Genomic DNA, 26413 nt, shown 5'->3' on the forward strand with positions numbered 1-26413 from the left:
TGATGTGCACCTTTCTCGTGTCGAACCATCGCACCCCCCTAAGACATCCCGACCTCCGTCAGCGGCCACCGCCGACCACCTGAGTTCCCGTCCAGCCAGCCAGCCACGACCCCTCGCCCGTTCCCCCTCCTGAACCTTGGAAGTCGAAGCCCTACACAGCTCTTGCATTCCCGGTTTTTGTTGATTTTTCAATTTGTGACCGCCAGGGCGGATTCCGCCCCTTCGGGAGGTGTGACGATGGGCATTCACAAGCTGACAGCGGGCTCCGGATACGACTACCTGACCCGCCAGGTGGCGGCCATGGACGCCACCGACAAGGGCCACACCGGCCTCGCGTCGTACTACAGCGAAAAAGGCGAGGCCCCCGGCGTCTGGGTGGGGTCCGGGATGGCCGGGATCGACGGCCTGTCCGCCGGAGACGTCGTCACCGCCGAGCAGATGCAGGCTCTGTTCGGTTCCGGGCACCATCCCCTCGCCCATGAACGGCGAGAAGCTCTCCAGGGCCCGGACCTGACGAACGCGGATTACCGAGCGGCGACCCGGCTCGGGGTGCCGTTCAAGGTGTACGAGAACGACGTCTCCACCTACCGGATCGAGGTGGCGAAGCGGCTGGCCGACCTCAACGAGGAGCAGGGACTTCCCAGGGACTGGCCGGTTCCGGCCGAGGACCGAGCCCGGATCCGCACCGAGGTCGGTCGAGAGTTCTTCCGGGCCGAACACGGCCGCGACCCCCAGGACGCACGCGAGTTGTCCAGCACCATCGCCCAGCACTCACGCCCGAAAACCAAGGCGGTCGCGGGGTTCGACCTGACCTTCAAGCCGGTCAAGAGCGTGGCGGTGCTATGGGCGTTGGCCGATCCAGCGATCGCCGCTCGGGTCGAGCGCGCGCACCAGGCAGCCATGAAGGACGCCCTCGATTTCATCGAACAGAACGCGCTGTACTCCCGAGAGGGAACCAACGGAGTCCGCCAGGTCGACGTCAAGGGCTTGGTCGCCACAGCCTTCACACACCGCGATTCACGCGCCGGCGAGCCGCTGCTGCACACACACGTGGCCGTCGCCAACAAGGTGCAGACGCTCGACGGCAAGTGGCTGGCGATCGACGGAAGGGTCTTGTTCAAGGCGACCGTGGCAGCCTCGGAGGTCTACAACAGCTCGTTGGAGCGGCACCTGGCCACCGACCTGGGGGTCGAGTTCGAGGAACGCCCGGACGGCGACCCGCGCAAGCGCCCGGTCCGGGAATTGGTGGGCGTCGATCCGCGCCTGCGGGAACGGTGGTCGTCTCGTCGTGCGGCAATCGAGGTCCGCCGTGACGAACTCGCCACCGACTTTCAGCGCGCGCACGGCCGGCCGCCGACCCCCATCGAAGCGGTTCAGCTATCCCAGCAGGCCACCCTGGAAACTCGCGACCCGAAGCACGAGCCACGCACCCTCGCCGAGCAGCGCGCAACCTGGCGGGAGCAGGCGCGCGAGATCCTCGGCGGCGACAAGGGCATCACCTCGATGCTCTCGGAAACGTTGGGATCACGCTTCCCCAAAAGGCTAAGCCGGTACGCCCGGGTCGACGTCACCAAGACGGCCCGGACGGTCATCACGCAGATGGAAAACCGGCGGTCCAACTGGCAGGTCTGGCACGTGCGGGCCGAGGCCGAGCGACAGATCCGCGGCGCGGGAGCATCACCGGGGCGCATGCCGGGACTCGTCGACCAGGTGGTCGCCCGTGCCCTGGAGATCTCAGTGTCGATGGCTCGCCCCGAGCGCGACATCGTCGAGCCGGAGCCCCAGCGACGCCGGGACGGATCTTCGGTCTACTCGGTGGCCGGCGCCGATCTGTTTACGTCGACCAAGGTGATCGCGGCCGAGAAGCGGCTGGTGGAGGCTGCCAGCCGCACCGATGGGCTCGCCGTCGATGAATCGGCGGTCGATATGGCCCTCATGGAGAGCGTTGCCAACGGGGTCACGCTCAACGCTGGCCAGACATCGCTCGTGCGTGAGATGGCCACCTCCGGGGCACGCCTCCAGCTCGCGATCGCGCCCGCCGGGTCTGGCAAGACGACCGCCATGCGGGCCTTGTCGGGCGCGTGGATCGAAGGCGGTGGCCAGGTACTGGGGCTCGCCCCATCCGCGGCCGCAGCGGCGGCACTGCGGTCCCAGATCGACACCAGTACCGACACCCTGGCCAAGCTCGTGCACGAGCTCACCAGCCGCGACCCGAACGCCCGCACCTGGCTTGACGTCCCGATCAGCGAGAAGAACGAGGCAAAGGCCGCCGGTGCCCGTTGGGATCCGCAAGCCCGCTCCTGGTACGCCCCCGCAGGCGCGAAACAGGTCGCCGAAGGGGCACCGCTGGCGCCCTGGCGGGTATCGGCCACCGATATCGGGCCCAAGACGCTGGTCGTTCTCGACGAGGCCGGCATGGCCGACACAATCTCCCTCGATCTGGCAGTCCAGTTCGTCCTCGACAGAGGCGGCAGCGTGCGCTTGATCGGCGACGACCAGCAGTTGGCCGCCATCGGCGCCGGCGGTGTCCTGCGCGACATCCAAACCACCCACGGCGCCTGCCGACTGACCGAACTCGTCCGGTTCGTCGACCCCGCCGAGGGTGCCGCATCCCTCGCGCTGCGCGAAGGTCGGCCCGAGTCGCTCGGGTTCTATCTGGATCGGGACCGGGTCCACGTCGGTGACCTGGCGACCATGACCGAGGACGTGTTCGGGGCGTGGCAAGCCGACCGCGGCAAGGGTCTGGACTCCATCATGCTCGCGCCGACCCGCGAGCTGGTCAGCGAACTCAACCAACGCGCCCGCGCGCACCGACTCGAGGGCGCCGGTGACGACGCCGTCGACGACCCCGGCGAACAGGGGCCGACGGTGCGCCTGGCGGACGGCAACCTGGCCAGCGTCGGCGAACTGATCATCACCCGCTCCAACGATCGCCGGCTGCGGTCATCCTCGACCGATTGGGTGAAGAACGGCGACCGCTGGAGCGTGCTCGAGATCGACGACGGCCAGCTGCGGGTGCAGCACACCCAGAGCGGACGGCTGGTGACCCTGCCGGCGGACTACGTCAGCAAGAACACCGAGCTGGGCTACGCAACGACGGTGCACACGGCTCAGGGCGTGTCGGTGGACACCATGCACGGGCTCGCCAGCGGTGACGAATCACGGCAGCAGCTGTACACGATGTTGACCCGCGGAAAGCAGTCCAACCACGTGTACCTGGAGGTCGTCGGCGACGGTGACCCGCACAGCGTTATCCGCCCGGAGATGACCCACCCGCTGACCCCGACCGACCTACTCGAGCAGATCCTGGCGCGCGACGACGCACCCCGATCGGCAACCACCATGCTGCGCGAGCAGAGCGAGCCGGCGACGCTGCTCGGTCAGGCAACGCAGCGTTACCTCGATGCCCTGTACACCGCGGCCGAGCATCAGTTGGGCACGGAGAAGGTCGCCGCTTTGGAAGCGGATGTCGAGCGTGTGGTCCCCGACGTCACCGAGCAGCCCGCCTGGCCGGCGTTGCGCGCCCACCTGATCCTCACCAGCGCTCACGGCGTCGACCCGATCGTGCAGCTGCGCGCGGCCGCCGAGTCTCGTGAGCTCGACACAGCCGGCGACACCGCTGCGGTGCTGGACTGGCGGCTGGACGACACCGGCCTGCGTGGCGGCGGCCGAGGACCGCTGCCGTGGATCCCCGGCGTGCCTTCGTCCCTGTCCGAGAACACGGTGTGGGGCTCCTACCTGGTCCAGCGGGCCGCGAAGGTCACCGACCTGGCAGCCACTGTTCGTGAGGACGCCACCATCGGTACGACGCCGAGCTGGGCATCCGCCGGCGCCGGCCGGCCCGCCGATGCGGTGCTGGGCGACGTGGCGGTATGGCGGGCCGCGATGCTCGTCGACGACGCCGACCGGCGTCCCACCGGTCGGGCGCAGATGCAGAAGGCGGCCGCGATCTGGCAGCGCAAGCTGAATGAGCGGCTCGTCGGCGACCGTGCGCCCGCGATGGAGGAATGGGGCCCGCAGATCGCCGCTGCCTCCCGTGCCACCGGCAGCGACCCGTTCGCGCCGATCCTGGCCGAACGGCTCGCTGCGATGGCCCGCTCCGGGGTCGACGCCGCCGGCATGCTGCGGCGTGCTGCCGCGACGGGCGCCCTGCCCGACGATCACGCCGCTGCCGCGTTGTGGTGGCGCATCAGTCGTCACCTGTCCCCGGCGGTCGCCGAACAGGTCGACAAGGACCGCCACGTTGAGGCCGCCTGGACGCCGCGCCTGCCGGAGCTGCTGGGTCAGGACCGCGCAGCCGAAGTGCAGGCCAGCCCGTGGTGGCCCACCCTGGTCACCACCGTGGACCGCGCGCTTCAGCGCGGGTGGTCGGTCGAAGACTTGTTCCGCAGTGAAGCAGCACAGCCGCTGGAGCCTGGCGACGATCCCTGCCAGGCCTTGATCTGGCGGTTGTCCGTTGCGATGGACCCCGTCCCCGACGAGCATTACGACGCCTACCCCGACGAGGACGAGGACCTGTGGGAACACGTCCCGTTGCCCGACGATGCCGTCGTGATGTTGCCCCCCGACGTCACCGTCGATCAGCACCCGCCGCTCGAGGACGAACCACCGCCGGACCTGGTGGACGAGATCGACGAGGACGACCTGGAGCGGCAGCTGCTCCTGGCCGAGCTGCGGCGTGATGCCCTCGGACCGCTGGAGATCTCCGACGAACAGATGGACCGGTCCGCCGACCGTGCGATGCGGTTCGCGAGCAGCCCGGTCAGCAACGACCGGATCGCGCACATCAACACGCTCACCCTCGCGTATTACCGCCAGCAGCTGCCCGGGTCGTGGGCCGCACAGCACCTGGTCGACCGGTTCGGCGACGATCTCGCCGCGGATGAACGATTCCGGCCCGGCTTCGCCCCGCCGGGGTGGGAGCGCCTGGTCAAGCACCTGCGCACCTTGGGCGTCAGCGACGAGGAAATGGTCGCGGCCGGTGTCGCGAAACGGAACGAGTCGACCGGGCGGATCCGCGACCATTTCGTCAATCGCCTGGTCTTGCCGATCGTCCACCGCCGCGACGGCTGGGAGAACTTCGAGACCGTGCCCTTCGCCGGCGGCGATGTCGTCCTGGGCTTCGTAGGACGCCGGCACCCCGACCTCACGGACAAGGACAAGAGCGGCCCGAAATACCTCAACAGTCCGACCACCTCACTGTTCGCCATGGGTGCGCAGTTGTATGTCGCGGGCAACGATCTCTACGAGAACGGCGCGCGGCCCGTGCTCGTCGAGGGTCCGATGGACGCCATCGCGATCACCCTCGCCTCGGCGGGGCAGCTGGTCGGGGTCGCCCCGCTGGGCACCTCCCTCACCGAGGAACAGTCCCAGCAGCTCGCTGCGATCCGGGAACACTTTGGCGCGGGCACCGCCTCCGATCTGGACTCCTCCGCGACAGAGTTCGACCCGTGGCTGATCGTCGCCACGGACAACGACGAGAACCTGTCCGGACAGGTAGCCGCCGAGCGCGACTACTGGCTCCTGGCCCCCCACGACCTGGACTCCGGCCACGCCACATTCCCGTCCGGTCTCGACCCGGCCGACATGTACACGCTGCGTGGGCCGGCCGCGCTGCGTGAGGCGCTCAAGCAGCCGAACGCGCTGGCCAATTCGCTGCTGGAAGAGCGGCTGACCAACCTGCCTCCGGGCCAGGCCCGCACGGCCGGGGCACAGATCATCGCTGCCCGCCCGGCCCGGCACTGGCAGGACGGGACGACACGTATCTCCGACCGGCTGCACATCAGCACCGCTATGGCACAGCGCGACTTGATCCCGGCCGCCGACTCCTGGGTGGGCGATCGCCGCCAGGCGGCGCGCACCCAGCTCGACCAGGTTGCGGAGGTGCGAGATCGCATGAAGCAGGCCGCGCAGCTGCCACCGCGCGAACGGTGGGCCGGTCTCGCCGGCGAACTCGACCCTCGACTCCCCCGGCAGGCCGACTGGCCGGCGTTGGCGCAGATGCTCGACCAGGCAGCCGCCGAAGGGCACGACGTGCCGGCAGTCGCGCGCCAGCTGGTCGCTGAACGTCCGTTGGCCGAGCAGCCAGCCCAGGACCTGCGCTACCGCCTGGTCGCGACGCTCGACGTCCAGGTCGACACCGGCGGACCAGTTTCCGGCACACCTCAGTCGGGTGCTGCGCAGGAGCGGCGCGCACCGACCACGGCACCGACCGATCGCCCGGTCGGTCCTCGCCGATGACCAGCCCTGCCGTCGTCGAGCAGGTTGCGGCGCTGCGGGCCCGGCTGCTCGAGCCAGGCAACGTCCAGCAACTGCGCATCACGGCACTTCGCGACGACCTGATCGTGATCGCCTTGCTACAAGTTCCGAAGCCGTTGCGCCGTAACGGCATTGGGACTCAGACTCTCTGCGAACTGACGGCGGCCGCCGATCGTCACGGCTGGATTCTCGCGGGCACTCCGGACACCTCATTCGGTTCGTCCCGTGCCGGCCTCGACCGGCTGTATCGGCGGTTTGGGTTCACGTCCAACCGTGGCCGGCACGCCGACTTCACGATCTCCGAGAGCCTCGTACGCACACCCCAGCGGATGTCTACGACCTCCACCAGCAGCGACCGCGGCCCGTCGACTGACCTGGATCGCGCCGAGGCCCAGCAGGTCAGCAGGCGTCGAGATCCGTCCCGGCCGGATCCGGCACCGAACATGACCGTTCGCCTGCGCGCACCCCGGCGCTGAGGAACTACACGTAGCGCGCCGGGGGCTGTGGATGACGCAGCGGCGCGAGCTGCCGATTCCCGTACCGTCAGCGCCATGGACACCGCAGGTTTCACCGTGGCCGCGGCACTGGTCGGCGCACTCACCGGGGTCCTGAGCGTCCGCAACCTACGCGCCCTGCGGTACCGCTACGACCATGAAGCTGCTCTTCCGCGGCCGTCCTCGGTGGCATGGGTGTTGCCGACTGCCCTGATAGCTGCCGCGGCCCTGGGCCTGCGGTTGTCACCTGACCGGCCGTGGGCGTTGCTGTTACTGGCGCCATTGGCGATCACCGGGCCGTGGCTCGCCGCGGTCGACCTGGACGTGCACCGGCTGCCGGATCGTGTGCTCGGACCGGTTGCGGTCGCCTCGCTACTCGCGGTCGTCGTTGTCTCGGCCGTGACCGACCGGCTCCAGGTGCCGGTCCTGGGTGGAGTCGGCCTCGTCCTTGCCGGTGGCTGCTACTTCGCGCTGCACCTGGTGGGCGGTGGCGCGGTCGGGCTCGGCGACGTCAAGCTCGCGGCCGTCCTGGGTCTCGCCCTCGGGGCTGTCGGCCTTGGTGTGCTGTGGTGGGCGATGTTGCTGTCCTCGTTGTTGTGCCTGGCGTGGGTTGCGGTCACGCGGCGCGGCAAACCCAGCATCACTCGGATCGCGTTCGGACCGTGGATGCTGCTGGGCTCACTCATCGCCGTGGCGGTCTTCGCGCCCTGATCTTCGACTACTCCGGTTGGGGACCCTCGGGTAGATCGTCCAGCTCGCCGGTGTCCAGGTTGACCGAAGCCAGCCGGGGGCGGCTCTCCTCCTCGACCTTGTGCTCGATCCTGCGGCCGAGTGCGGTCGTACGAACGTCGGCGGCGTAGGTCTCCTGCCGCTCATGCACCGTCTGATCGCTTGTGAACCGGGCATACCGGCCTCGGCCCGGCCAGCCCTGGTGGCCGTCCTCGCAGTGATCTTTGAGCCGGTTGCGCATCCGGTCGGCGAACGCCGGCAGCGCGTAGCGGTGCCATTCCTCCATCGCGTTGCTGTCGAAGGCGAGGCCCGCGCGGCGACGTTGGTCCGCCAGCACCGCGATCTCGTGCACCAGGTGAGGGTGCTGAGGCCAGCAAGGAGGAATCGCCCCGGCCACGTCCCAGGTGTACTCGCGATTGAGCCAGCTGACGACTTCCTCCAGCCACTCCCACAGCTGCTCGCGCAGTTCGGGTCGACGACACGTCGGCGGATCCCACGGCCGCGGCAGCATGTGCAACGGCCCGAGAGCCTTGACCTGGTCCTTGTCGCCATTGGCGGCGATGCTGAGCTCCCGGTAGGCCAGCCGCACCATGCTGCCGCCTTCCGGGAAGGGGCGCACCATCGAGGCGACCAGGGGTTCACGCGCGGCATCGGTATTCACTGCTGACTCCTGTCAACGGTCAGGCCCCGGCGCTTGGCTTCCACCAGGGCTGCGGTCGTGCGGGCTTCGGGGGTGATGGCCTTGCGGCGGACGGCCGCCAAAGAAACCCGCAGCTTGTCCTGCTCGGCCAGCAGCTGCCTACCTGCGGCCCCGTCGATGGACCGATGCAAGCGGGCGATGATCGACTTGCCGTTCTCGGCGATCACCAAGGCGTGCCGCTCCTCCAACTGCCGAATCTCCTCCGGCCGCAGGATCGCGATGTCCTCCCCTGAGGTGGTGCGTCCGCCCATCTGCCCGGTCTGCCAGCTGGTGCGTGAGACCCGGACCATGCCGACCAGGTCCGAAATCTCCTGGTTGAACGCCACGTCCTTCGAGCCGCCGAACACGATCACCGAGTTGGTCAACCCGAACAACGCCCGAGCATCGTTCTCACCGAAAATCGAGGAGAGCTGGCGCCAGGTCTGCGCCGCATAAATGAACGACAACCCCAGGGCTCGTTCGTTGGCCATCCGAGTCCGCAACGTCGGCAACGGCGCCGTCGACGGCAGCTCGTCCAGGCAGGCCAGGAACGGTGGGCACAACCTGCCCCACGGTGAACTATTGGCCGCCAGTAGCGCCATATCGAGGACATGCTCGGCAACCGCGGTCATCAGCGGCGATGCGCTGGCGTACGGGTCTTCCCGGCCGAGCAGGTAGATCGTCCCACCCTGCTGGATGACCTTGGCGATGTCGGTTGCCGGTCGGCCGTCTCCAGGCACGCACCGGCGGCGGATGTCTTGCTGGAAGAACAGGCTCATCGCTTGCTGCACCGTGGTGATGGTGTTGCCGGCGGTGCGATCGTCACCGTTCAACGCCCCATGCAGCAGCCCGTGCCAGAACGGTGCAGCGTGCGGGTGCTCACGCAAGATCTCGGTCGGGTCGGTGGTGCTCTGCGGATTCGCCACCCACCGCAATACGTCTTCCAGGGTCCTGCCACTCAGTGCAGCAGCGTGGAAATAGGCCTGGAGGACCTTGGCCGCCTCCGCGGCGTAGAACCGGGCGGCGTCATCGCCCTGCCCTCCCTGGATAGCTCCCTTGACGGTGCCGGCGGTGAACGCTTTGGCTCGGCGTTCCGCGATCATCGAGTCGACGCAGCCGGCGATCGGGTCGAAGATCAGCTCGTCCAGTCCGCTGGCCAGCCCGAAGGGGTCGAGCACCACACACGGTCGGCCATCTCGCCGCCGGGCGGTCAGGCTCAGCAAGAGGTCGTCGAGCTTGGTCAATGTCACCAACGCCCCACCGGGTGCGCCGAGTAGCGCTGGGATCAGCAGATCGAGGGTTTTACCGGAGCCCTGGGGTCCGATCACGCCGGCGGTACGGTCCCACGGCTGCCACAGCTCGCCACCGCGTGGCTCGTGCGCCGTGCCGATCTTCCAGCCAACCTCGGCCGGGTCTACCCGTAACGCCCTCATCGGCCGCTCCTCTTGCCGTACAGGTCCGGTCGGACCACCGGCGCGACCTCCCGCAAATGCGACCGGCCCAGCAGCTCTTCAGCTTCCGCACGGCTGGCCATTCCGCGCAGTCGGTTCGGTCCCCAACGGTCCATCCCAACTTTCACGCCCCAGCCTGCGGCCACGATCAGGCCCAGTTCGACGACGATCACGCACGCCCACAACAGATGCGCGCCGGCGACGTGGCCTGCGCCAGTGAGGCCGCTATCGGCGTGCCCGCCCAAGACCCCCGGCAAGCTGCTGAACAGCTCGACTCTGGGCGCCCACGTCCAACCGTCCCCCGACAACAGGTTCGCGATCGCTCGACCCAGCTGCACGCCGAGCGACAACACCACCAGGACGGCCACCGTGATCGCGAACGGAATCTCCCACGTCCACGGGACGGGGTCGCGGCGACGAGCTCTCTGCATCGTTCCTCCTAGGTTGGCTCTGCTGTCCCGAAGGAGAAGGAGGCCCTCCCGGCGGTCACCGCCGCTCACCCGATTCGGACGCCCGCGATGACGGAGGGTGACTGACTCGTGTGCAGTCCAGATATCTAAACTATAGCTAACCTATTTACATTGTGTGTTTGCCGCTATCCGAGATGTCACCCACGCGCCACACCTGGAAGATGTGCTTGTTCTTCATGTCGTACGAGTAGTCGGTCATCGCGACGCCGATGCTCGGGTTCTGCGCGCCTATCGCTTGATGTGTGGCGGGGTTGAAGACCATTTCGACGTGGCCGATGGCGTTGGGGCCGAGGTAGCTGTCGAAGAAGATCAGGTCGCCAGGCTTGGCGTCGCTGGGTGACACCCGGAATCCGTTCCCGGACGCGAGCCATTTCTGCTGCACTTGGGCGGTCCTTGGCATGGTGATGCCTATTTGTCGATATGCCGCCGAGGCGAAGCTGGAGCAGTCCCAGGTGTGCGGCCCGTTGGCCCCCATCACGTAGTTGTCACCCAGGTGGCTCCTGGCCCAGGTGAGCAGTTTCTTCACTCGTTTGCTCTTCAGCGGAGGCAGGTCTGGGTTTCCGTTGCCTTTCCCGGTACCGCACTCGGTGGGGTCCCCGTGCACGGTGCCGCCACCGTATTTGGCGGCGTAATACAGCACGTCGTTGACGTACCACTGGGCGTGGTTGTATCCGAAGATCGCCCTTTTGACGCCTGCTGCTCCGCCGGTGGTCACGCCGAGCTTTGTCAGGTAGTTCGCCGCAGTCATGATGGAATCGGCGTTGTTGTCGATGTCGGCCTTACCGTCGCCGTCGCCGTCGACCCCGTATGTCGCCCAGGTCGAGGGCATGAACTGCATCAGCCCCTGAGCCCCGGCGGAGCTCACACCCAGATTGAATCCGTGCGAGGTCTCTTCCATGCCGATTCCGGCCAGCAGGGTCCACGGCAACTTGTAGCGCTTGGCGGCCTTCACGTAGAACGCCTTGATCGCGCTGGGGATGACGATCGGCGGGTTGTGCAGCGACGCCTTCCGTGGCTTTCCGGGCGGCGGCAGCGGGAAACCGATCCCGCCCTCGCCGCCGGGGTCGCCCGGGGGCGTTTTCTTGGGTGGGGTCGGTGCGACTTGTTGCCCGTTGAGGGGCGCGCCGTGCTGACTCATGAACGGCACGGGGTTGATGTACTTGCCGTTTTCGGCGACGCCGAAGTGCAGGTGGTTGCCGGTCGAGTTTCCTGTCGATCCTTCCAACCCGAGGCGCTGCCCGATGGTGACCTTCGATCCGACCTTGATCTTCGCGTCGAGCTTGGCCATGTGGCCGTAGGTCGTCGAGATCCCGGAGCCGTTGTCGAGTACGACGGCGTTCCCCAGCCCGCCGTAGGGGCCCGCGACTTTGACTGTGCCGGCTGCGGCGGCGAGCACCGACGCCGGCTCGGGGAGCATCGCGATGTCGACGCCTTCGTGGTAGGTGGAACCGATGCCGTCGCCTGGTGATGTCCGGTGGCCGAACCCGGAGGTGATGACATACTTCTGCGCCGTCGGCACACGCCATGGGCCGGTCGCGACCGTCGAACCCGACTGGCATTTCTGCGCTTTGAGCTCTTCCCCGGCAGCTGGGGACGACACCACGACGATCATCACGGCTGCCGCGAGGGGCGCGGCCACCATGAGGGCCAGGACCATCGCGAGACCGATGACGACCTTCTTCATGGTTCAGGCCGCCGACTCGATTGCCTCGTTGGTGAAGGTCAGCTCGCGCTCGAGCGGGTGGAGCACCGTCTGCACCTTGTACATCTGCTCGCCGACGACCCACAGGCCTCGGCCCTTGCCTTGCATGCCCCAGCCGGTGATCAGGGATCGGGCGATGGGGCCCAGGCCGAGGAGCTGTTCGAGTTCGTCGCCGATCGCGTTGTCTTGGCCCATCAGGATCTTGATGTCTGCCAGGTGCATGAGGTCTTTGGCGATCGCGACAGCTTGCGATCCCTGGTCGCCCGCCGACATCGGGTCTGACGGCTTGTGGGCGTTGGCCCACTGGATGTCGCCGTCCGTGCGGGAGAGTCGCAGATCCGCGTCATACGCCTTGACTGCCTCGGGGCCGAGGCGGAATTGCTTCCAGATCTCGTCGCGGACCACAACTCGCAGGTCTCCGGGGTCGGCCATCTCGCGCATGCCGCGTCCCCACGAGCCGACGCAGGTCAGCGCGATACCCATCGCGTCATCGCCCAGCGGTTCGAGTCGGCGCAGGCTCAGGCTCTGAATGGGGGCTTTCCAGTCGACGTCGATCGTGGTGTGCGCATCGAACATTCCGGCCAGTGCACCGGAGACCAGCTGACCGAGGGCGTTGCGCAGCAACCGTGTCTCGTCGAGGAAGTGCCGGTCCGAGCTGTAGCGGCATTCGGCGATCAGTTCCTCGGTCGGGTTGTGCAGCAAATACCAGAGCTCGGGGATGGTGGTTTCCCGCAGCCGCGATGCGCCGGCGCTGTATCCGGTGAGCACCCGCAACGCGTTCTCGACGACGTTGCCTTCGTCGGGGCCGAAGGGCACACGGTCGTCACCGATGCGTTGGGAGCCGACGAGCCCGCGGACCAGGGTGAGCCATCGCCCGAAGATGATCGGCGCGCGACGCTGCGCCTCTTCCGCCGAGAGCTTTTCCCACCCCTGACCCAGCGGACCGAATGCCAGCGGATTGATCCGCGCGGGCATTCCGGGGCCGATCGCAAACGGCTCCACTCCCAGAGCCAGGCAGAGCTTTTCGTATTCGTCTTTCGGGTCGCCCAGGATCAGCGTGCGGTAGCCGAAGTCCATCATCCGCAGGCAGAAGGCCTTGGTGTTGCCGGACTTTCCGCGGCCCGGTTTGCCGAACTGCATGATGTTGGGGTTGGTGACCGGGACCTCGTCGTCCAGCACCCATCCGAGTGGGTCGGCGAAGAACGAGCCGCCGCTGAGCTGGTCGATACCCATCTGCGCGCCGGTGGGCGGCAGACCCGGGGTTGCCACGAAGGGCCACAGGACCGGCGCCTGGTCCGATGTCATCCGCCAAGCGGTCACGGGTGCCTTGGCTGGCGCCCAGCCTCGGCCGCGACGTTTGGCTCCGCCACATGAGGCGTAATGGAACAGCCGCAGGTCTTTCGGGGTCGGCACCGGTGCGGGGACCCGTGGCAGTTCGTGCCCGAAGTCGTGAAGCAGGCGGGCCATATCGCGGCCGTCTTTGCGGTGTGGCTTCATCGTCGCTTCTGCTCCTGAATCGCTTGCGCGAGAACGGCTTTGAGCGTTGCTCCCTTGCCGTGCTTGATTCGTCCGAAGCGGCGTTGGTCGTGCAGCTCGAGTGGTCGAGCCGAGCCGGTGCGCGTGCCAGGTACAGGTCTCATGCGTCCCCCTGCCGGGAAAGGCTGATGCCGAGCGGGACGGTCGAAGCGGCGAAAGCCGCGTCCTGGGCGACGTCGAGACGCAGCGGCGCGAACCCTGCTCGGCGGACCGAGGCGTCCAGCCGACGCCCGTACTCGCTGATCCGAGCGGTCTTGGGTGCCGTCACGGTGCACACGGCGTAAGGGCGGATCAGCGCGTTGCCGCGCGCGAGTTTGGTGTCCAGACCGCGAACCTTGGCAGCTTCGTTGCGCTGTCGGGCGCGGGCCTTCACCTTGGCTTTGCTCCGCAGCGCGTCGGCGACGTCGGCCTTCCACTCAGAGTTTCCTTGTTGCCGATCTGCCTTGGCCTGCCGCACGATCGGGTAGCAGACCATGAAGCTGCGTCGTTCCCCTGGTTCGCCGGGGGTCAGCACCGGCGCCAGTGCTCCCATCACGGCGCCCTTGGTCGGCAGCTTCATGGTGCTCGACACCGAGTTCCACGCGTCGTGGCTGTAGTGCCGCATCGCGGCGTCGGCACCAGAGGGCCCCGCCATCGCCCAAGGGACATCGGTGTTCACGTCGGTGTCGCGCTCTCGAGCTGCCAGGGCGTCGACCACGCTTGCCCGATCGCCCGGGGCGAACCCGGTGCGGCACGCCAGCGCCAGTTCCGGGGAGGTCAGCCAGGCCACGTTGGTCATCGCCATGCCGCCGCGCAGCTGTGCCTCGATTTCGGCCATCAGGCTGTACAGGACGCGGCATCGACCGTCCAACCCGCCGCCGGTCTCCTTGGCTTCGCCCTTCAGCCGCGACTCCGCGACGACGATGGTGCAGAACGCCTCGGTGCGCACGCCCGCTGCGGACAGGCCGGCCTGGAGCTCGTCATTGATCTGTCGCGCCAGCGTTGGCCCGTTGCGGCGGTGTCGTTCGACGTAGAGGTCTCGCTCGGCACCATCGTCGGGCACCGTGCGAATGAGGAAGATGATCTCTTCGACGAGTTCGGTGCGCATCGCGGTGTCCAGCAGGTCACTGAGCCCCGTCCCCTGCTGGAGCCGCTCGGCCGCCTCTTTCAGGCCGATCCCGGGATGTACGACCGAAGCGGTGACTGCCCATGTCTTGGTGGCGTGGTCCTGGATCACCGCGATCCGAGCCAGCGATGGCCCCGAGGGTGGGCCGTCGTGGATCTGCACGGCCTGGATGACTCCGGGCAAGTCGGCGTCATCCAGGTTGTCGATCTCTCCGGTGACCGCCTTGCTCCGGAACCGTGTCCAGCCCAAGAGCCCGCCGACCGCCGACCGCGTCAGCGCCCCGAACCATCCCACTGCCGAGCGGCCGCGCACCGGCGTCACGGTGACGACGAACAGCACCACCCACAGCAACGCGAACAGGCCGAGCGAGGCCCACGCACCTTTGGACAGGGCCCAGCACGGTGGCAGCACCGCGACGGCGAGAGTCCCGGCCTGCCATCCGGACAGCCCGAAGAACCAGCCGATCCGATCGCGTGAGTAGTCGTTGTAGATCGTTGCCATTTCAGTTCACTCCTTCTTCGCTCACACCGCAACGACAGCCGCTTCGCTGGCGCCGCCTCCTGCTGCTCCGCCGCCGGCGCCACCGGATCCGCCAGGGGCGCCGCCCTTCGGACCACCGCCGCCGCCGCCCTTCGACCCGCCGCCCTGTTGGCCGCCGCCCTGTTGGCCCCCGCCGTCGCCGCCTGACGGAGACGTATTGGGTGGCATAGGTGGTGTCGGCATCTCGGGTCCCTGCGTGGCCTGCCCGGGGTTCGTCGGGCCCTGTTCGCCGTCGGCGCCTTGCCCGGTGGTCGGGTCGTTCTGGGTCGAACTCGAGGGGTCGTTGGGACCCGCGCCCTGCCCGTCGCCGCCGCCTTCGCCGTCCTTGTGACGGTCCGGGTTCTCGTCCTTGCCGCTGTTGCCGCTGCTCTTCTGCTGCTGCTTCCCGCCGCTGAAGTCCGGGTAGTAGTTGTTGTGTCCGACACCCATTTGGTTCGTCAGATCGGCACCGATCGCGGCGCCCCGGGTGCCAACGGTCTGCATCGCGCCCAGGCCCTTGCCCGCTGCTCCGCCGATGGCTCCGCCAACGCTGCCGAGCATGCCGCCGGCGGACTGGAGCATGCCGCCCTCGGCCTTGTTGAACCGGGACGAAGTGGCGTCCTCGCCGGATGCCTCTCCCTGCGAGGTGCCGTTCTCGTCCGAGCTGGACGCAGCGCTGGACCCTGCGTCTTCGGCTCCGCCACCGCCGCTGAGGAGCCCTTGCAGGCCGCCCTGGGCATCGAGGCCGGCGCGCAGGGCGGCTCCCGAGGTGGTGCCCGGGTCGACGAACGCGAGCAGCTTGAAGAGGGCCAGCGGGCAGAACGTGGAGATGAGGATCAACACCACCCCGGGCACGGCGGTGCCGATCGCCTTCTGGGTGGAGTCGGTGAATCCGGTAGCTACGCCGGTGCTCAGCTTCACCCCGAGGCCCAGGACAAGCACCATGATGACGGGCGAGAAGGCCGCGGCGATGAACCACCGCAACGATTTCCAGAACCACGGCCGGCCGACGTCCGAGACCAGCCCGGCCGCCGAGATCGGTGTCGTCGTCGACAGGACGAGCAGTGCGCCGGCCCGGGTGAGCATCACCAGCAGGTGGCCGATCGCTGCCAGCCAGAGTAGGCAGCCCATGCCGCCGAGAACGGTGGCGACTGTGCCATCGGTGATGGTCTTGGTGCTGATGTCCTGAAAGGGGCTCCAGGCGGACCAGGAGTCGACCTTCAGCAAGGCCAGCATCAAGGCCCGTTGCAGCCCGCCCGCGGCGGCAAGCACCATGACGGCGCCGCCGACCCAGCAGGACCAGACGAGCGTGAATTGGCCGGTGCCTACGAGGGCAGTGGCGATGCTCTTGCCATCGCGGCGGATCGCGGCCACCCCGAGCTGGATCATCAGCATCAGCACAACCAGTGATCCCGCGATCCAGAACGTGTACTGGTAGACCTCCGACCCGGCCCCGTTCTCACTCAGATCGGGAGTCAGGAACGCGTCCATGATGTTCAGGACCAGCCGCAGCATCCATAGCCCGGCGTTCCAGAGGCCGAGCATCGCCATGGTCCACCCGCCGGTCACGACCTTGCCGGCCTCGCCGGCGAGCCAGCTGAACGGGTTGGGCACATGAGGCCAACCGATTGCGGGGATCACTGGTCGGACCCCTCGTCGGCGCCGGCCCAGGTCTTCCAGCCGGCCTTGTTGCTGATATCGCTACCTGGCCAGGTCGACGGTGCCGGGTACGGAAGGGCCCCGGGTGCGATCATCCAGCGGCCGGTGTGCCACTGCATGCGTTCGCAGTAGCCGTATCCCATCTGGGCGTCCTGGGTGATGGTGGCGTGCACTTTCACCAGCACGCACGCCAAGACCCAGTCCGGTCCGTCGCTGCCCTTGACTTGGGCACCGACAGGGGTGACCACCACGGTGCTCGTGGGGTCGAGCGTGCCGCCCATTTGAGCGTCGCCGAGGAACGTTTGAACGTCCTGGGTCAGTGGCCACTTGGCGACGCTCGGCGCGCCGGGCATCGCCCAACCGGCGTGGATACTGTCGACCTGCTGGATGCTCATGCTTTGCAGCACGACTTGCTCGATGGCGGCCAGTTGGCCGACCGCGCCCTCCGGAGAGTGCGGAAAACCCGATGGCACTCCCGCCGGCCCCTGTGTGGTGCTCTGCGGGATGTTGACCGTCTTCGCTGCCACGGCGGCCGGCGGCGCTGGTTGCGCCGCGTCCTCGTCGACCGTCAGCATCGGCTCGGCCGCGATCTGATTGCGGTGAGCCGTGCCGGTGGCGTGCGTGCTGGTATGCGACTCTTTCCCGGCCGAGCCGGAGTCACTGTGTCCGCCGGACATCGCGGTGGAGATCGCGAAATAGATCGCAAACCCCAGGCCGAGGATCAGAGCGACCCCGGCTGCGACCACGACCCCGAGCACGAACACCAGCCGACGACGGTCCCAGCCAACGGTTCCATCGAGCTGCGCACTCATGTCACACGCAGCCCTTACCGATGACTGCGTTCAGCATTCCGGGCAGCACCAGGTAGGCGATCGCCGCGCCGAACACGACGCAGATGCCGATGATCGACATCTTGCTCGCGTGCGGCATCGAGAAGACGCGGCCGGCGACGACGCCGCCGACGCCGACGAGCATCCCCAAGCCCATGAGAGCGATGACGCCCCACATCACGTAGCCGGTGATGTCGTTCATCGCCCCCGTGGCGCCCTTCGGCGCCTTCGGGCAGACCTTGGCCGCCAGAGCGACCGCGTGCACACTCGTCTGACTCATCATTGCGGTGTTCCTTTCGTGGAGTCGTCCAGCAGGCGCTGGGCGAGTTGGTCAGCTGCCGACAGCAGCGGCTTGGGAAGCGGGCACCCGGTGAGCCCGTCGACCGCCAGGGCGGCCTCTTCGGGGATCTCGAACAGCAGCCCCTGCCGGTCCAGGTCACGGGTGACGCGACCGGCCGTGTGCTCGACGCTCTTGGGCCACTTCTTGCGGCGCGGTCCGAGGACCGCGGCGCACGCGTGGTCGTTGCCGAGCAGGTCGAGTGCCCCCTCGAGGCGGCGCATGCCGGGCACGGTGGCGGTGGTGGTCAACACCACGTGCGTGGCATCGCGGACGAAGTCGCCGATCCAGCCCGGAGTGGTCAGGACCTGGCCGAGCTCCCACCCGATGTCCAGCACGGTGAGCGTCACGGGCCGGTCGGGGGTTGACGGGTGCGGGATCTCTTCGGCGGTCGTGAGGACGTCGACGACCCGTTCGAGCAGCACATGGTCGCGGCTACCGCGACACCAGGCGCTCTCGTAGGCGCCCAGTTCCGCGGTGCTGGCGGCCGCCAGACCGGAGGAGGTGACTGACGAGCACTCCACGACCCGGGAGCCGGCCCCGGCGGCGGTGGCGATCGCGACGGCCAGCGTGGTGGCCCCGGAGGATCCTCCGCACCCGAGGACCGGCAGGACGACCTCGGTGGGGTCGGGCTGCCACGGGCTGGTCGTGCGGGTCCGGCGCGGGTCGACAGCGGGCTGCGCTGCGGGCCGTGTGGTGTTAGCCCGGAATTGTCCGGCCTGCACCGCCACCCATGCGCGTTTGAGCTCGTCGACGGAGACGGCGGGCCGTTCGGCGACTACCTGTGTCATGCGGGCTCACCACCGAGGGCTGCCCGGCGAAACTCCAGTGCCGCCCGCAGTTCCGGCGCCGACAGGGTCTTGAGCGCGGCCTTGGCGTGCTGCACCTCGTGCAGGCGTGCCATGCAGCCGTCGAGCTGGCGGATGGCTTCTTCTTCGCGGCCGGCCACGTCGAACAAGGCCGCGATGTCTGCGGTGCTGCGTCCAGCCTCGTGCTGGGGTTCTTCTGCCGGGGTTTCCGTCGTCTCGGTCACTGTGATCACCTCGACCGACCTAAGGTGCCGATGGGGGTGCTGGCGGTCACTCATGCCGTCGCCTTCCCGTGTCCGCATGCATCGGTCAGGGCGTCGATGCTGCGGCGGGTGCGGCGGCGCAGTGTCCGCACCGAGATCCCCAGCTGGGTGGCAACCTCTTGGTTCAGGCCGTTGGCCATGAGCCCGGCGCCGCTGCGGCCGGTGCGGTTGATCGCTGTCCGGTCGGCCGCCTCGACCAGGCACAGCAACAGCGACCGGTCAGCGGGGGTGATGACGTCGTGGTCGCATGCCCACTCCAAAAGTTGGAGGAGCTCCTCGGCGGCCGCGTCGTTGGGGTCGGCCGGTCCCTCCAGCCAGAACCAATGGGACGGGTCGACCGGGCTGGTGCGTGACCATGTCGGGTCGGTCCGTTCGAGCTGGGAGTGGGCGCCGCATTCGCGCAGTACCCCGGCGCGGGTGTTCAGCAGGATGTTGGCGGAGACCTTGGTCAGCCGGCGCCACGGGAAGGTGCGCACTTCCAGCCACAGCTGTCCGGCGACGACTTGGTCGATCTCCGGGGCGAGCGTGCCCAGCCTGTTCGCTAGGGAGCACACCCCGGGCATCAGCGCCCAGGCGAGAGCGGCGGCCGCCGCGACGTCGTTGCTGCCGTCGGTGGCGGCCAGTTCCGCCAGGCACCGGAGTAGCTGGTCGCATTCCTCGGTGGTGTGCTGCCGCAGCCAGGACCGCATGGTCGTGGTGTCGGTGGCGGCACTCAGCCTGGGATGTTGTTCGCACCATGTCGGCCACGCCTGGTCGGCCTGCGCCAGCAGCTCGCTGTTCGGGGAGAGACCGAGGCAGTCTTCAACGCTCATCGCCTGAGTTCCTGTCTGTCGAATCGGACAGACAGAAGGTCCCCAGCGGACGTATCCGGCTACGTGCCTCCAAGGGCACCGTGGCTGGGGGAACGCAGGGGGAACGTTGACCGCTACGGCACGTTGACCTGCACAAACACCTCGTTCCCCCTCTTCTCAGAATTTCTTCCGGCCAGGGGTTGCGCCAGGTGGTTGGACGCGCATCGGGCGTGCGCTGTCGCCCGATCCCGCACCCTCCGCCGGCGATCTCGCGGCGGGGATCTACTCCCTCACCGGGCGCACCGCACGGGAGGGAATCGGTGACGAAACACGGACCGGGGCGGCATCCCCTGGGTCTACTGACGGTCGCCAAATAAGGCGCCCGTCGGCGTGCCGGCACCGTTGGCCAACCCGGGTGTCAGGTCGCCGCGACACAATCCACGGCATGAGCTCCTACGCCGTGACGCTGACCTACTCCCCCGCACCCGACGTTGCTGGGACGGTGCCCAGTAGCGAGGACCTGGAGCAACTCGTCACCACAGCACGGGACCTGCGGTGTATGACCGGATCCAGCAGGCTCTATGAGGACGTGCAGCTGGTCGACGACGTGGTGCGCTGCAGTGTCATGCGCTACTACTCCGATCCCGCCCCAACCAGGGGGGCGTGTCACGGACCAGAAACACCAAAATTGCGATAGTCCCCGGCAGCTAGCTAGATACGAACACGACCGTTGAATACCGCGGCTCAGGGGCGCGGATCAGTGGGAATCGTTGTTCGAGTGGCTGATTCACTACTGCGGGTGCCTCGCCGCAGGGTGATGAGTTTGCCGAGAGCGGCATCGCGCTCGGCGCGCGGCTGGTCCAGTCGTGCGGCGAGGTCGGCGAGTTCGCGCTGGTGGGCTTGAGTCGCGCCGGGAAGCCTTTACCGGGCGTGCGTGTGCACTGCGCTCAGTGGATCGAGTCCGCCGGCGACGGGCCAGTAGTACACCCAGGTGCCGCGGCGTTCGCAGTCGATGAGCCCGGCCTCGCGCAGTTTGCGCAGGTGGTGGGACACGGTCGGTTGAGAGACGCCGACGTCTTGGATGTCGCACACGCACGTCTCGCCCGCGCAGGACGCGATCCGGGTGTACAGCCGGAGCCGGACCGGGTCTGAGAGCGCTTTGAAGACGGCCGCGGCGCGCTCGGCGGTTACGGCGTCGAGGCCGTCTCCTGGCACGCATGCGGTGTCGCACACCGGCGTCGCGGCGGGTGGTGTGCGGGTCGTCTTGGTTGCGGTCACCACACCATATTGACAATCATCGATGCAATGCGCAACGCTGACCATATCGACATTCATCTAATCAGTCGTCTAGTCAGAAGGTGTGGTCGCTGATGGTTTCCGTTGTCCCCCAAGAGCTTCCGGTCGCTGTGATCGGTGCCGGACCGATCGGTCTGGCCGCCGCTGCGGAGTTGGTCGGCCGCGACCAGAAGGTCGTGGTCTTCGAGCAAGGCAACGAACCGGCGGCCGGGGTGCGGACCTGGGGACATGTGCGGTTGTTCTCCCCGTGGTCCGAACTCACCTCTCCGGCTGCGGAGAAACTGCTGGCACCCACCGGATGGGCGGCACCGAACGGGAAGCGGTATCCGACCGGCACCGCGTGGATCACGGACTACCTGGCGCCGTTGGCGGCAGTGCTGGGCGACCGGGTACGCACCGGTGCCACCGTGGTCGGTGTGTCGCGACTGGATCGGGACCTGCTGGTGGAGTCCGGCCGCGACGAGCAACCGTTCGTGCTGCACGTGCAGTCCTCTCATGGGTCGATCGAGCGGGTGTTCGTGCGGGCCGTGATCGACGCGACCGGCACGTTGAGTGTGCCGAATCCGCTGGGTTCGGAGGGATACCCGGTCTCCGGTGAGACCGCGCACGCCGACCGGATTCTGTACGGCATGCCGGACGCCACAGCGGACGGTAACCCGTGCGCGGGTATGGCCGTCGCGGTCGTCGGCTCCGGTGCGTCGGCGCTGACGTCGCTGATCGCGCTCACCGGCGACGGCGTCCACACCCCCGGGTCCCGGGTGGTGTGGGTGCTGCGCCGCGGGACGGTCGGGAACTCCTACGGCGGCGGCGACGCCGACGAACTTCCGGCACGTGGCGCCCTGGGCGCCAGGGTCCGTGAAGCCGTCACCGATGGCCGGATCGAGGTCGTCACCGGGTTCCGCACCATCGCCGTCGAAGACGCCGACAACAACAGCGGCACCGACAACAACGCTGACGGCCGAGTTGTGTTGGTCTCTTCTGATGGTCGCCGCATCGAGGGCCTGGATCAGGTGGTGTGCGTGACCGGGTTCCGTCCCGACCTGTCGTTCCTGTCCGAGGTGCGCCTGGACTTGGATCAGCGGTTGCAGGCACCGGCCAAGCTCGCCCCGGAAATCGACCCGAACTGGCACTCCTGCGGGTCGGTGCAGCCCCACGGGTATGACGTCCTGGTCCAACCCGAGGACGGCTTGTTCCTGGCCGGGATGAAGTCCTACGGGCGTGCCCCGTCGTTCCTGGCGATGACCGGGTACGAGCAGGTCCGTTCCATCGCCGCGGCGTTGGCCGGTGACCTGGACGCGGCCCGCCAGGTGGAGCTCGCCCTGCCCGACACCGGCGTGTGTGGCGGCGCGGGTCTGTTCGATTCCGAGGAAGGCTCCGGCGGCGGCTGCTGCGGCCCGGTCGGTCCGCAACCGGTCAGCCTCGGCGGCCTGTCCACCACGGGTGGTCTGTCCTGATGACCACCACGAGGCAGGCTCCGGCCCATGATGCGGTGGTCGGGAAGCTGTCCACCCTGGACCGGTTCCTGCCGGTCTGGATCGGCGCCGCCATGGTCGCCGGGATACTGCTCGGGCGCGCCATCCCCGGCCTGGACAACGCGCTGAGCGCCGTTGACATCCAAGGCGTTTCACTGCCGATCGCGCTCGGGCTGCTGATCATGATGTACCCGGTCCTGGCCAAGGTCCGCTACGACAAATTGGACTCCGTCACCGGCGACCGGCGGCTGCTGGTCACCTCACTGGTGCTGAACTGGGTCATCGGGCCGCTGCTGATGTTCACCCTCGCCTGGATCTTCCTGCCCGACCTGCCTACCTACCGCACCGGGCTGATCATCGTCGGCCTCGCCCGGTGCATCGCGATGGTGATCATCTGGAACGACCTGGCCTGCGGCGACCGCGAAGCAGCCGCCGTGCTGGTCGCGATCAACTCCGTCTTCCAAGTCATCATGTTCGCCGTCCTGGGCTGGTTCTACCTGTCGGTGCTGCCGGGCTGGCTCGGCCTGCACCAAGAACACCTCAACGTGTCCGCGTGGAAGATCGCCGGGTCCGTCCTGGTCTTCCTCGGCATCCCGCTGCTGGCCGGGTACCTCTCACGCCGCCTCGGGGAGAAGGCCAAGGGGCGTACTTGGTATGAGGAGAAGTTCCTGCCCCGGATCGGTCCCTGGGCCTTGTACGGGCTGTTGTTCACGATCGTCATCCTGTTCGCGTTGCAGGGCCACCAGATCACCGGTCACCCGCTGGACGTGGCCCGCATCGCGCTCCCGCTGCTGGTGTACTTCGCCCTCATGTGGGGCGGTGGGTACGCCCTCGGTCGGGCTGTCGGCCTTGGCTACGAACGCACCACCACGTTGGCGTTCACCGCCGCAGGCAACAACTTCGAACTGGCCATCGCCGTCGCGATCGCCACCTTCGGAGTCACCTCCGGCCAAGCCCTCGCCGGTGTCGTCGGCCCCCTCATCGAGGTCCCGGTCCTGGTCGGCCTCGTCTACGTGTCATTGGCGCTACGCAACAGGTTCACGACAAAGGAGTCGGCCCATGCCCTCACCTGACGCACCCTCTGCCCCGGCCCGGCCGGTCGAGCTGGCGCCAATCATCGACGACCTGGCCTACCAATTCGACGGCGTCTTCACCCGCGACCAAGTCACCGTCGCCGTCACCGACGCCCGCGACCTGCTGGAACCGCCCTCGAAGATCGCCACGTTCCTGCCAATCCTGATCACCCGGCACGCCAAGGAACAACTCACCGCGACCGCGCAAGCGGCCGGCCTGGTCGCCAAGACCGTCCCGGAAATCCTGTTCGTGTGCGTCCACAACGCCGGACGCTCCCAAATGGCCGCCGCGATCGCCGCACACCTGGCACCCGGGAAAGTGCACGTACGCTCCGCCGGGTCCCACCCCACCGGGGGCGTCAACCCGGTCGCCGTCGAAGCCCTGCACGAGCGCGGAATCGACCTGACCGAGGCCTACCCGAAACCGTTGTCCGACAGCGTCGTCCACGCCGCCGACGTCATCATCACCATGGGCTGCGGCGACGCCTGCCCCGTCTACGCGGGCAAACGCTACGAAGACTGGAACGTCGCCGACCCCGACGGGCAACCCCTGCCCGTGCTGCGCGACATCCGCGACGACCTCACCACCCGCGTCGGCACCCTGCTGCGCGAACTCAACATCTAACCCCTTTGCTCGGAACCACCCGTCCTGTCCTTGCACGTCCCGTGACCTTCCCGTTCTGAAAGGCCAACGTCCATGCACCTGGTTGCCATCGGCGGCTCCGACGCCGGTATCTCCGCCGCGCTGCGCGCCCGCGAACTCGACCCCACCACCGACGTGACGGTCGTCGTCGCGGACGCCTACCCGAACTTCTCCATCTGCGGCATCCCGTACTACATCTCCGGCGAAGTCACGCACTGGTCCAACCTGGCCCACCGCACCCACGCGGACCTGGAAGCCACCGGCATGCGGCTGCGGCTGGACACCTTGGTCACCGACATCGACGTGGCCGGCCAACAGTTGATCGTCAAGACGGCCGATGGAGGCACCGACACGATCGGCTACGACGAGCTGGTCGTCGGCACCGGTGCCGTACCCGCCACACCGCCGATCGAGGGACTCGACCAGCTCGGTGCGGGTGACGGGGTGCACCTGCTGCACTCCATGGGCGACACCTTCGCCCTCACCGACTCCCTGGACCGGATCAACCCCACGAACGCGTTGATCGTGGGCGCCGGGTACGTGGGCCTGGAAATGGCCGAAGGACTGACCGGCCGCGGCATTGCCGTCACCCAGGTCGAAATGCTTCCCGAGGTCCTGCCCACGGTCGACCCCGACCTCGGCGCCCTCGTGCACACCGAACTCACCAAGCACGGCGTCGCCGTGCACACCAACACCACCGTCACCCGCATCACCAAAACCGGCGACGGGCTGCACGTCACCGGGACCGGCCCCGACCGAGAGCCCCTGTCGTGGGACGTCGACCTGGTCCTCGTGGTCGTCGGCGTCACCCCGGACACCGACCTACTCGTGCGGGCCGGAGCAACCACCGGGCCACGCGGCGCCGTGCTCGTGGACGAAACGATGGCCACCGGTCTGCCGCACGTGTGGGCCGCCGGTGACTGCGTCGTCACCCACCACCGGCTGCTGGGCACCACCTACCTGCCGCTGGGCACGACCGCGCACAAACAAGGGAGGGTCGCCGGAGAGAACGCCCTCGGCGGTCACGCGAGGTTCGCCGGGTCCCTGGGCACCCAGGTCGTGAAGGTGTTCGACCTGGTCGCCGCCCGCACCGGGCTCCGCGAACACGAAGCAACCCCAGCCGGTTTCGCACCCGTCTCAGCCACGGCGACCCCGGACGACCACAAGGCGTACTATCCGGGCGCGCGCCCCATCACCATCCGTGTCACCGGTGACCAACACACCGGCCGGCTGTTGGGTGCGCAGCTGGTCGGAGCCCGCGGCACCGAAACCGCCAAACGCGTCGACACCTACGCCACCGCCCTCTTCCACGGCATGAGCGTCGAAGCCGTCAGCGAACTGGACCTGTCCTACACCCCGCCCCTCGGGTCACCGTGGGACGCCGTCCAAATCGCCACCCAGACCTGGGCCCGCGAACACGCGACCGCTGCGACAACAGCCACCACCGGGGCCTCGACGCCATGACCAACAACCCACCCGGCACAGCCGATGAGTAAAGACGATCGGAAACCGCCCGTCCTGATCGTCACGGTCCGGGGCAGTACCGAACCTGCCAGCGGGTCACGCCTACTGACACCCATCGCCCACGCGATCAGCCACCGGTACGCCGGGGAGGTGCAGGTCCACAGCCTGCCCTACCCGGCGACGTTCGAAAGCTTCACCGCGACCTACCCGGCACGCATCGACCTCGGACATAGCCCGACGATCGGCGTGCGCAACCTGGTGTCACTGCTCAACGACGAAGCCGCCTCCCGCCCGCAGCGACGCACCGTGCTGCTCGGCTGGTCCCAAGGCGCCCAAGTCATCACCGACGCACTCGTGCCGCATGAGGTGCGGTATGCCGGAACCGACGCACCCGACCTCGACCCGCCAGCCATCGACCAGATCGCCGCCATCGCGCTGTTCGGCAACCCCACCTTCACCGCAGGCGAACCCCACAACGCAGGCGAGCCCGCCCCCGGAGTCAGCGGAGTGATACCCCGCCAATCCGGCATGCTCGCAGGGCACGTCTCCAAGATCCGCGACTACTGCGCCCGGGGCGACATCTCCGCTCAAAACGCGCCAGGATCAGACGTCGAAGGACACGTCGCGTACTTCCACAACGGCATGCCCGACCAGGCAGCGCAATTCGTTCTGGCCCGCCTGAGTTGAGCAGTACCGGCCCGACGACAGATAACCGGACAATTCGCGCATCTCATCCCGCCCCGTAACGGGTTCGGGCAGCGGCAACGAGACGGACGATCACGGCCGTTGGCCAACGCCAAGAAGCGGTTGGGGGCGAGGCTTCAGCGATATAG

Annotated in this window: 22 protein-coding genes; 9 read left to right on the forward strand and 13 right to left on the reverse strand. The window is 68.0% G+C overall.

Going from position 1 to position 26413, the window contains the following annotated elements; translation table 11 throughout:
• Nucleotides 1-237 precede the first annotated feature (237 nt).
• The 3 genes from mobF (at nt 238) to ACN8HC_RS10370 (ending at nt 7463) form a co-directional block, all read left to right on the forward strand.
• Entirely contained in the window at nt 238-6240 is a 6003-nt protein-coding gene (mobF, locus tag ACN8HC_RS10360) for a MobF family relaxase (RefSeq protein ID WP_490074746.1), read from the forward strand.
• A complete protein-coding gene (locus ACN8HC_RS10365) occupies nt 6237-6734 on the forward strand; it encodes a hypothetical protein (RefSeq protein ID WP_490074747.1) in 498 nt (165 codons plus the stop codon). Before mobF ends, ACN8HC_RS10365 begins: the two co-directional genes overlap by 4 nt.
• A gap of 75 nt (nt 6735-6809) precedes the next feature.
• Entirely contained in the window at nt 6810-7463 is a 654-nt protein-coding gene (locus tag ACN8HC_RS10370; protein ID WP_490074748.1) for a prepilin peptidase, read from the forward strand.
• 7 nt (nt 7464-7470) lie between these two features.
• Here the strand turns inward: ACN8HC_RS10370 and ACN8HC_RS10375 are convergent, their stop codons facing one another.
• The 12 genes from ACN8HC_RS10375 to ACN8HC_RS10430 all read right to left on the reverse strand — a co-directional run bounded on the left by ACN8HC_RS10375 (nt 7471) and on the right by ACN8HC_RS10430 (nt 19653).
• The gene (locus ACN8HC_RS10375; protein ID WP_490074749.1) at nt 7471-8142 is read right to left on the reverse strand and encodes a hypothetical protein; all 672 of its coding nucleotides are present in this window, start codon (nt 8140-8142) and stop codon (nt 7471-7473) included.
• Nucleotides 8139-9593: a type IV secretory system conjugative DNA transfer family protein gene (locus ACN8HC_RS10380; protein ID WP_490074750.1), complete on the reverse strand. Its 1455-nt coding sequence runs from the start codon at nt 9591-9593 to the stop codon at nt 8139-8141. The genes ACN8HC_RS10375 and ACN8HC_RS10380 overlap by 4 nt, the downstream gene beginning before the upstream one ends.
• Nucleotides 9590-10042, reverse strand: coding sequence for a hypothetical protein (locus ACN8HC_RS10385; RefSeq protein ID WP_490074751.1), 453 nt, complete (start codon nt 10040-10042; stop codon nt 9590-9592). The genes ACN8HC_RS10380 and ACN8HC_RS10385 overlap by 4 nt, the downstream gene beginning before the upstream one ends.
• Nucleotides 10043-10187: 145 nt before the next feature.
• Nucleotides 10188-11765 carry a peptidoglycan DD-metalloendopeptidase family protein gene (locus ACN8HC_RS10390; RefSeq protein ID WP_490074752.1) on the reverse strand — a complete coding sequence of 526 codons (1578 nt, stop codon included), beginning with the start codon at nt 11763-11765 and terminating at the stop codon, nt 10188-10190.
• Nucleotides 11766-11768: 3 nt separating this feature from the next.
• Nucleotides 11769-13088, reverse strand: coding sequence for an ATP-binding protein (locus ACN8HC_RS10395; RefSeq protein ID WP_490074753.1), 1320 nt, complete (start codon nt 13086-13088; stop codon nt 11769-11771).
• Between the two features lie 331 nt (nt 13089-13419).
• Nucleotides 13420-14925, reverse strand: a complete 1506-nt coding sequence (locus ACN8HC_RS10400) for an SCO6880 family protein (RefSeq protein ID WP_490074754.1) — start codon at nt 14923-14925, stop codon at nt 13420-13422.
• A gap of 21 nt (nt 14926-14946) precedes the next feature.
• The gene (locus tag ACN8HC_RS10405) at nt 14947-16557 is read right to left on the reverse strand and encodes a TrbL/VirB6 family protein (RefSeq protein WP_490074755.1); all 1611 of its coding nucleotides are present in this window, start codon (nt 16555-16557) and stop codon (nt 14947-14949) included.
• Nucleotides 16558-16580: 23 nt separating this feature from the next.
• Nucleotides 16581-17414: a hypothetical protein gene (locus tag ACN8HC_RS10410; RefSeq protein ID WP_490074756.1), complete on the reverse strand. Its 834-nt coding sequence runs from the start codon at nt 17412-17414 to the stop codon at nt 16581-16583.
• Nucleotide 17415: 1 nt separating this feature from the next.
• The gene (locus ACN8HC_RS10415) at nt 17416-17712 is read right to left on the reverse strand and encodes a hypothetical protein (protein WP_490074757.1); all 297 of its coding nucleotides are present in this window, start codon (nt 17710-17712) and stop codon (nt 17416-17418) included.
• A complete protein-coding gene (locus tag ACN8HC_RS10420; RefSeq protein WP_490074758.1) occupies nt 17712-18560 on the reverse strand; it encodes a hypothetical protein in 849 nt (282 codons plus the stop codon). The genes ACN8HC_RS10415 and ACN8HC_RS10420 overlap by 1 nt, the downstream gene beginning before the upstream one ends.
• Complete coding sequence (locus ACN8HC_RS10425) at nt 18557-18802, reverse strand: hypothetical protein (RefSeq protein WP_490074759.1); 246 nt, start codon at nt 18800-18802, stop codon at nt 18557-18559. Before ACN8HC_RS10425 ends, ACN8HC_RS10420 begins: the two co-directional genes overlap by 4 nt.
• A gap of 50 nt (nt 18803-18852) precedes the next feature.
• Nucleotides 18853-19653 (reverse strand): hypothetical protein, encoded by an 801-nt coding sequence (locus ACN8HC_RS10430; protein WP_490074760.1) that lies wholly within the window; start codon nt 19651-19653, stop codon nt 18853-18855.
• 424 nt (nt 19654-20077) lie between these two features.
• On the opposite strand from ACN8HC_RS10430, the gene ACN8HC_RS10435 reads away from it, so the two are divergent.
• The gene (locus ACN8HC_RS10435; protein ID WP_490074761.1) at nt 20078-20329 is read left to right on the forward strand and encodes a hypothetical protein; all 252 of its coding nucleotides are present in this window, start codon (nt 20078-20080) and stop codon (nt 20327-20329) included.
• A gap of 224 nt (nt 20330-20553) precedes the next feature.
• On the opposite strand, the gene ACN8HC_RS10440 is transcribed toward ACN8HC_RS10435, so the two are convergent.
• Nucleotides 20554-20910: an ArsR/SmtB family transcription factor gene (locus tag ACN8HC_RS10440; RefSeq protein WP_490074762.1), complete on the reverse strand. Its 357-nt coding sequence runs from the start codon at nt 20908-20910 to the stop codon at nt 20554-20556.
• 92 nt (nt 20911-21002) lie between these two features.
• Between ACN8HC_RS10440 and ACN8HC_RS10445 the strand changes: the two genes are divergently transcribed.
• From ACN8HC_RS10445 to ACN8HC_RS10465, 5 genes are all read left to right on the forward strand, one after another.
• Nucleotides 21003-22382 carry an FAD-dependent oxidoreductase gene (locus ACN8HC_RS10445; protein ID WP_490074763.1) on the forward strand — a complete coding sequence of 460 codons (1380 nt, stop codon included), beginning with the start codon at nt 21003-21005 and terminating at the stop codon, nt 22380-22382.
• On the forward strand, nt 22382-23473 hold the full coding sequence (gene arsB, locus ACN8HC_RS10450) for an ACR3 family arsenite efflux transporter (RefSeq protein ID WP_490074764.1): 1092 nt from the start codon (nt 22382-22384) through the stop codon (nt 23471-23473). Before ACN8HC_RS10445 ends, arsB begins: the two co-directional genes overlap by 1 nt.
• Complete coding sequence (locus ACN8HC_RS10455) at nt 23460-24098, forward strand: arsenate reductase/protein-tyrosine-phosphatase family protein (RefSeq protein ID WP_490074765.1); 639 nt, start codon at nt 23460-23462, stop codon at nt 24096-24098. The genes arsB and ACN8HC_RS10455 overlap by 14 nt, the downstream gene beginning before the upstream one ends.
• Before the next feature lie 72 nt (nt 24099-24170).
• Entirely contained in the window at nt 24171-25580 is a 1410-nt protein-coding gene (locus tag ACN8HC_RS10460) for an FAD-dependent oxidoreductase (RefSeq protein ID WP_490074766.1), read from the forward strand.
• A gap of 24 nt (nt 25581-25604) precedes the next feature.
• On the forward strand, nt 25605-26267 hold the full coding sequence (locus ACN8HC_RS10465; RefSeq protein WP_490074767.1) for a cutinase family protein: 663 nt from the start codon (nt 25605-25607) through the stop codon (nt 26265-26267).
• Nucleotides 26268-26413: the final 146 nt, after the last annotated feature.

The sequence above is a fragment of the Flexivirga sp. YIM B11880 genome, assembly GCF_058148645.1.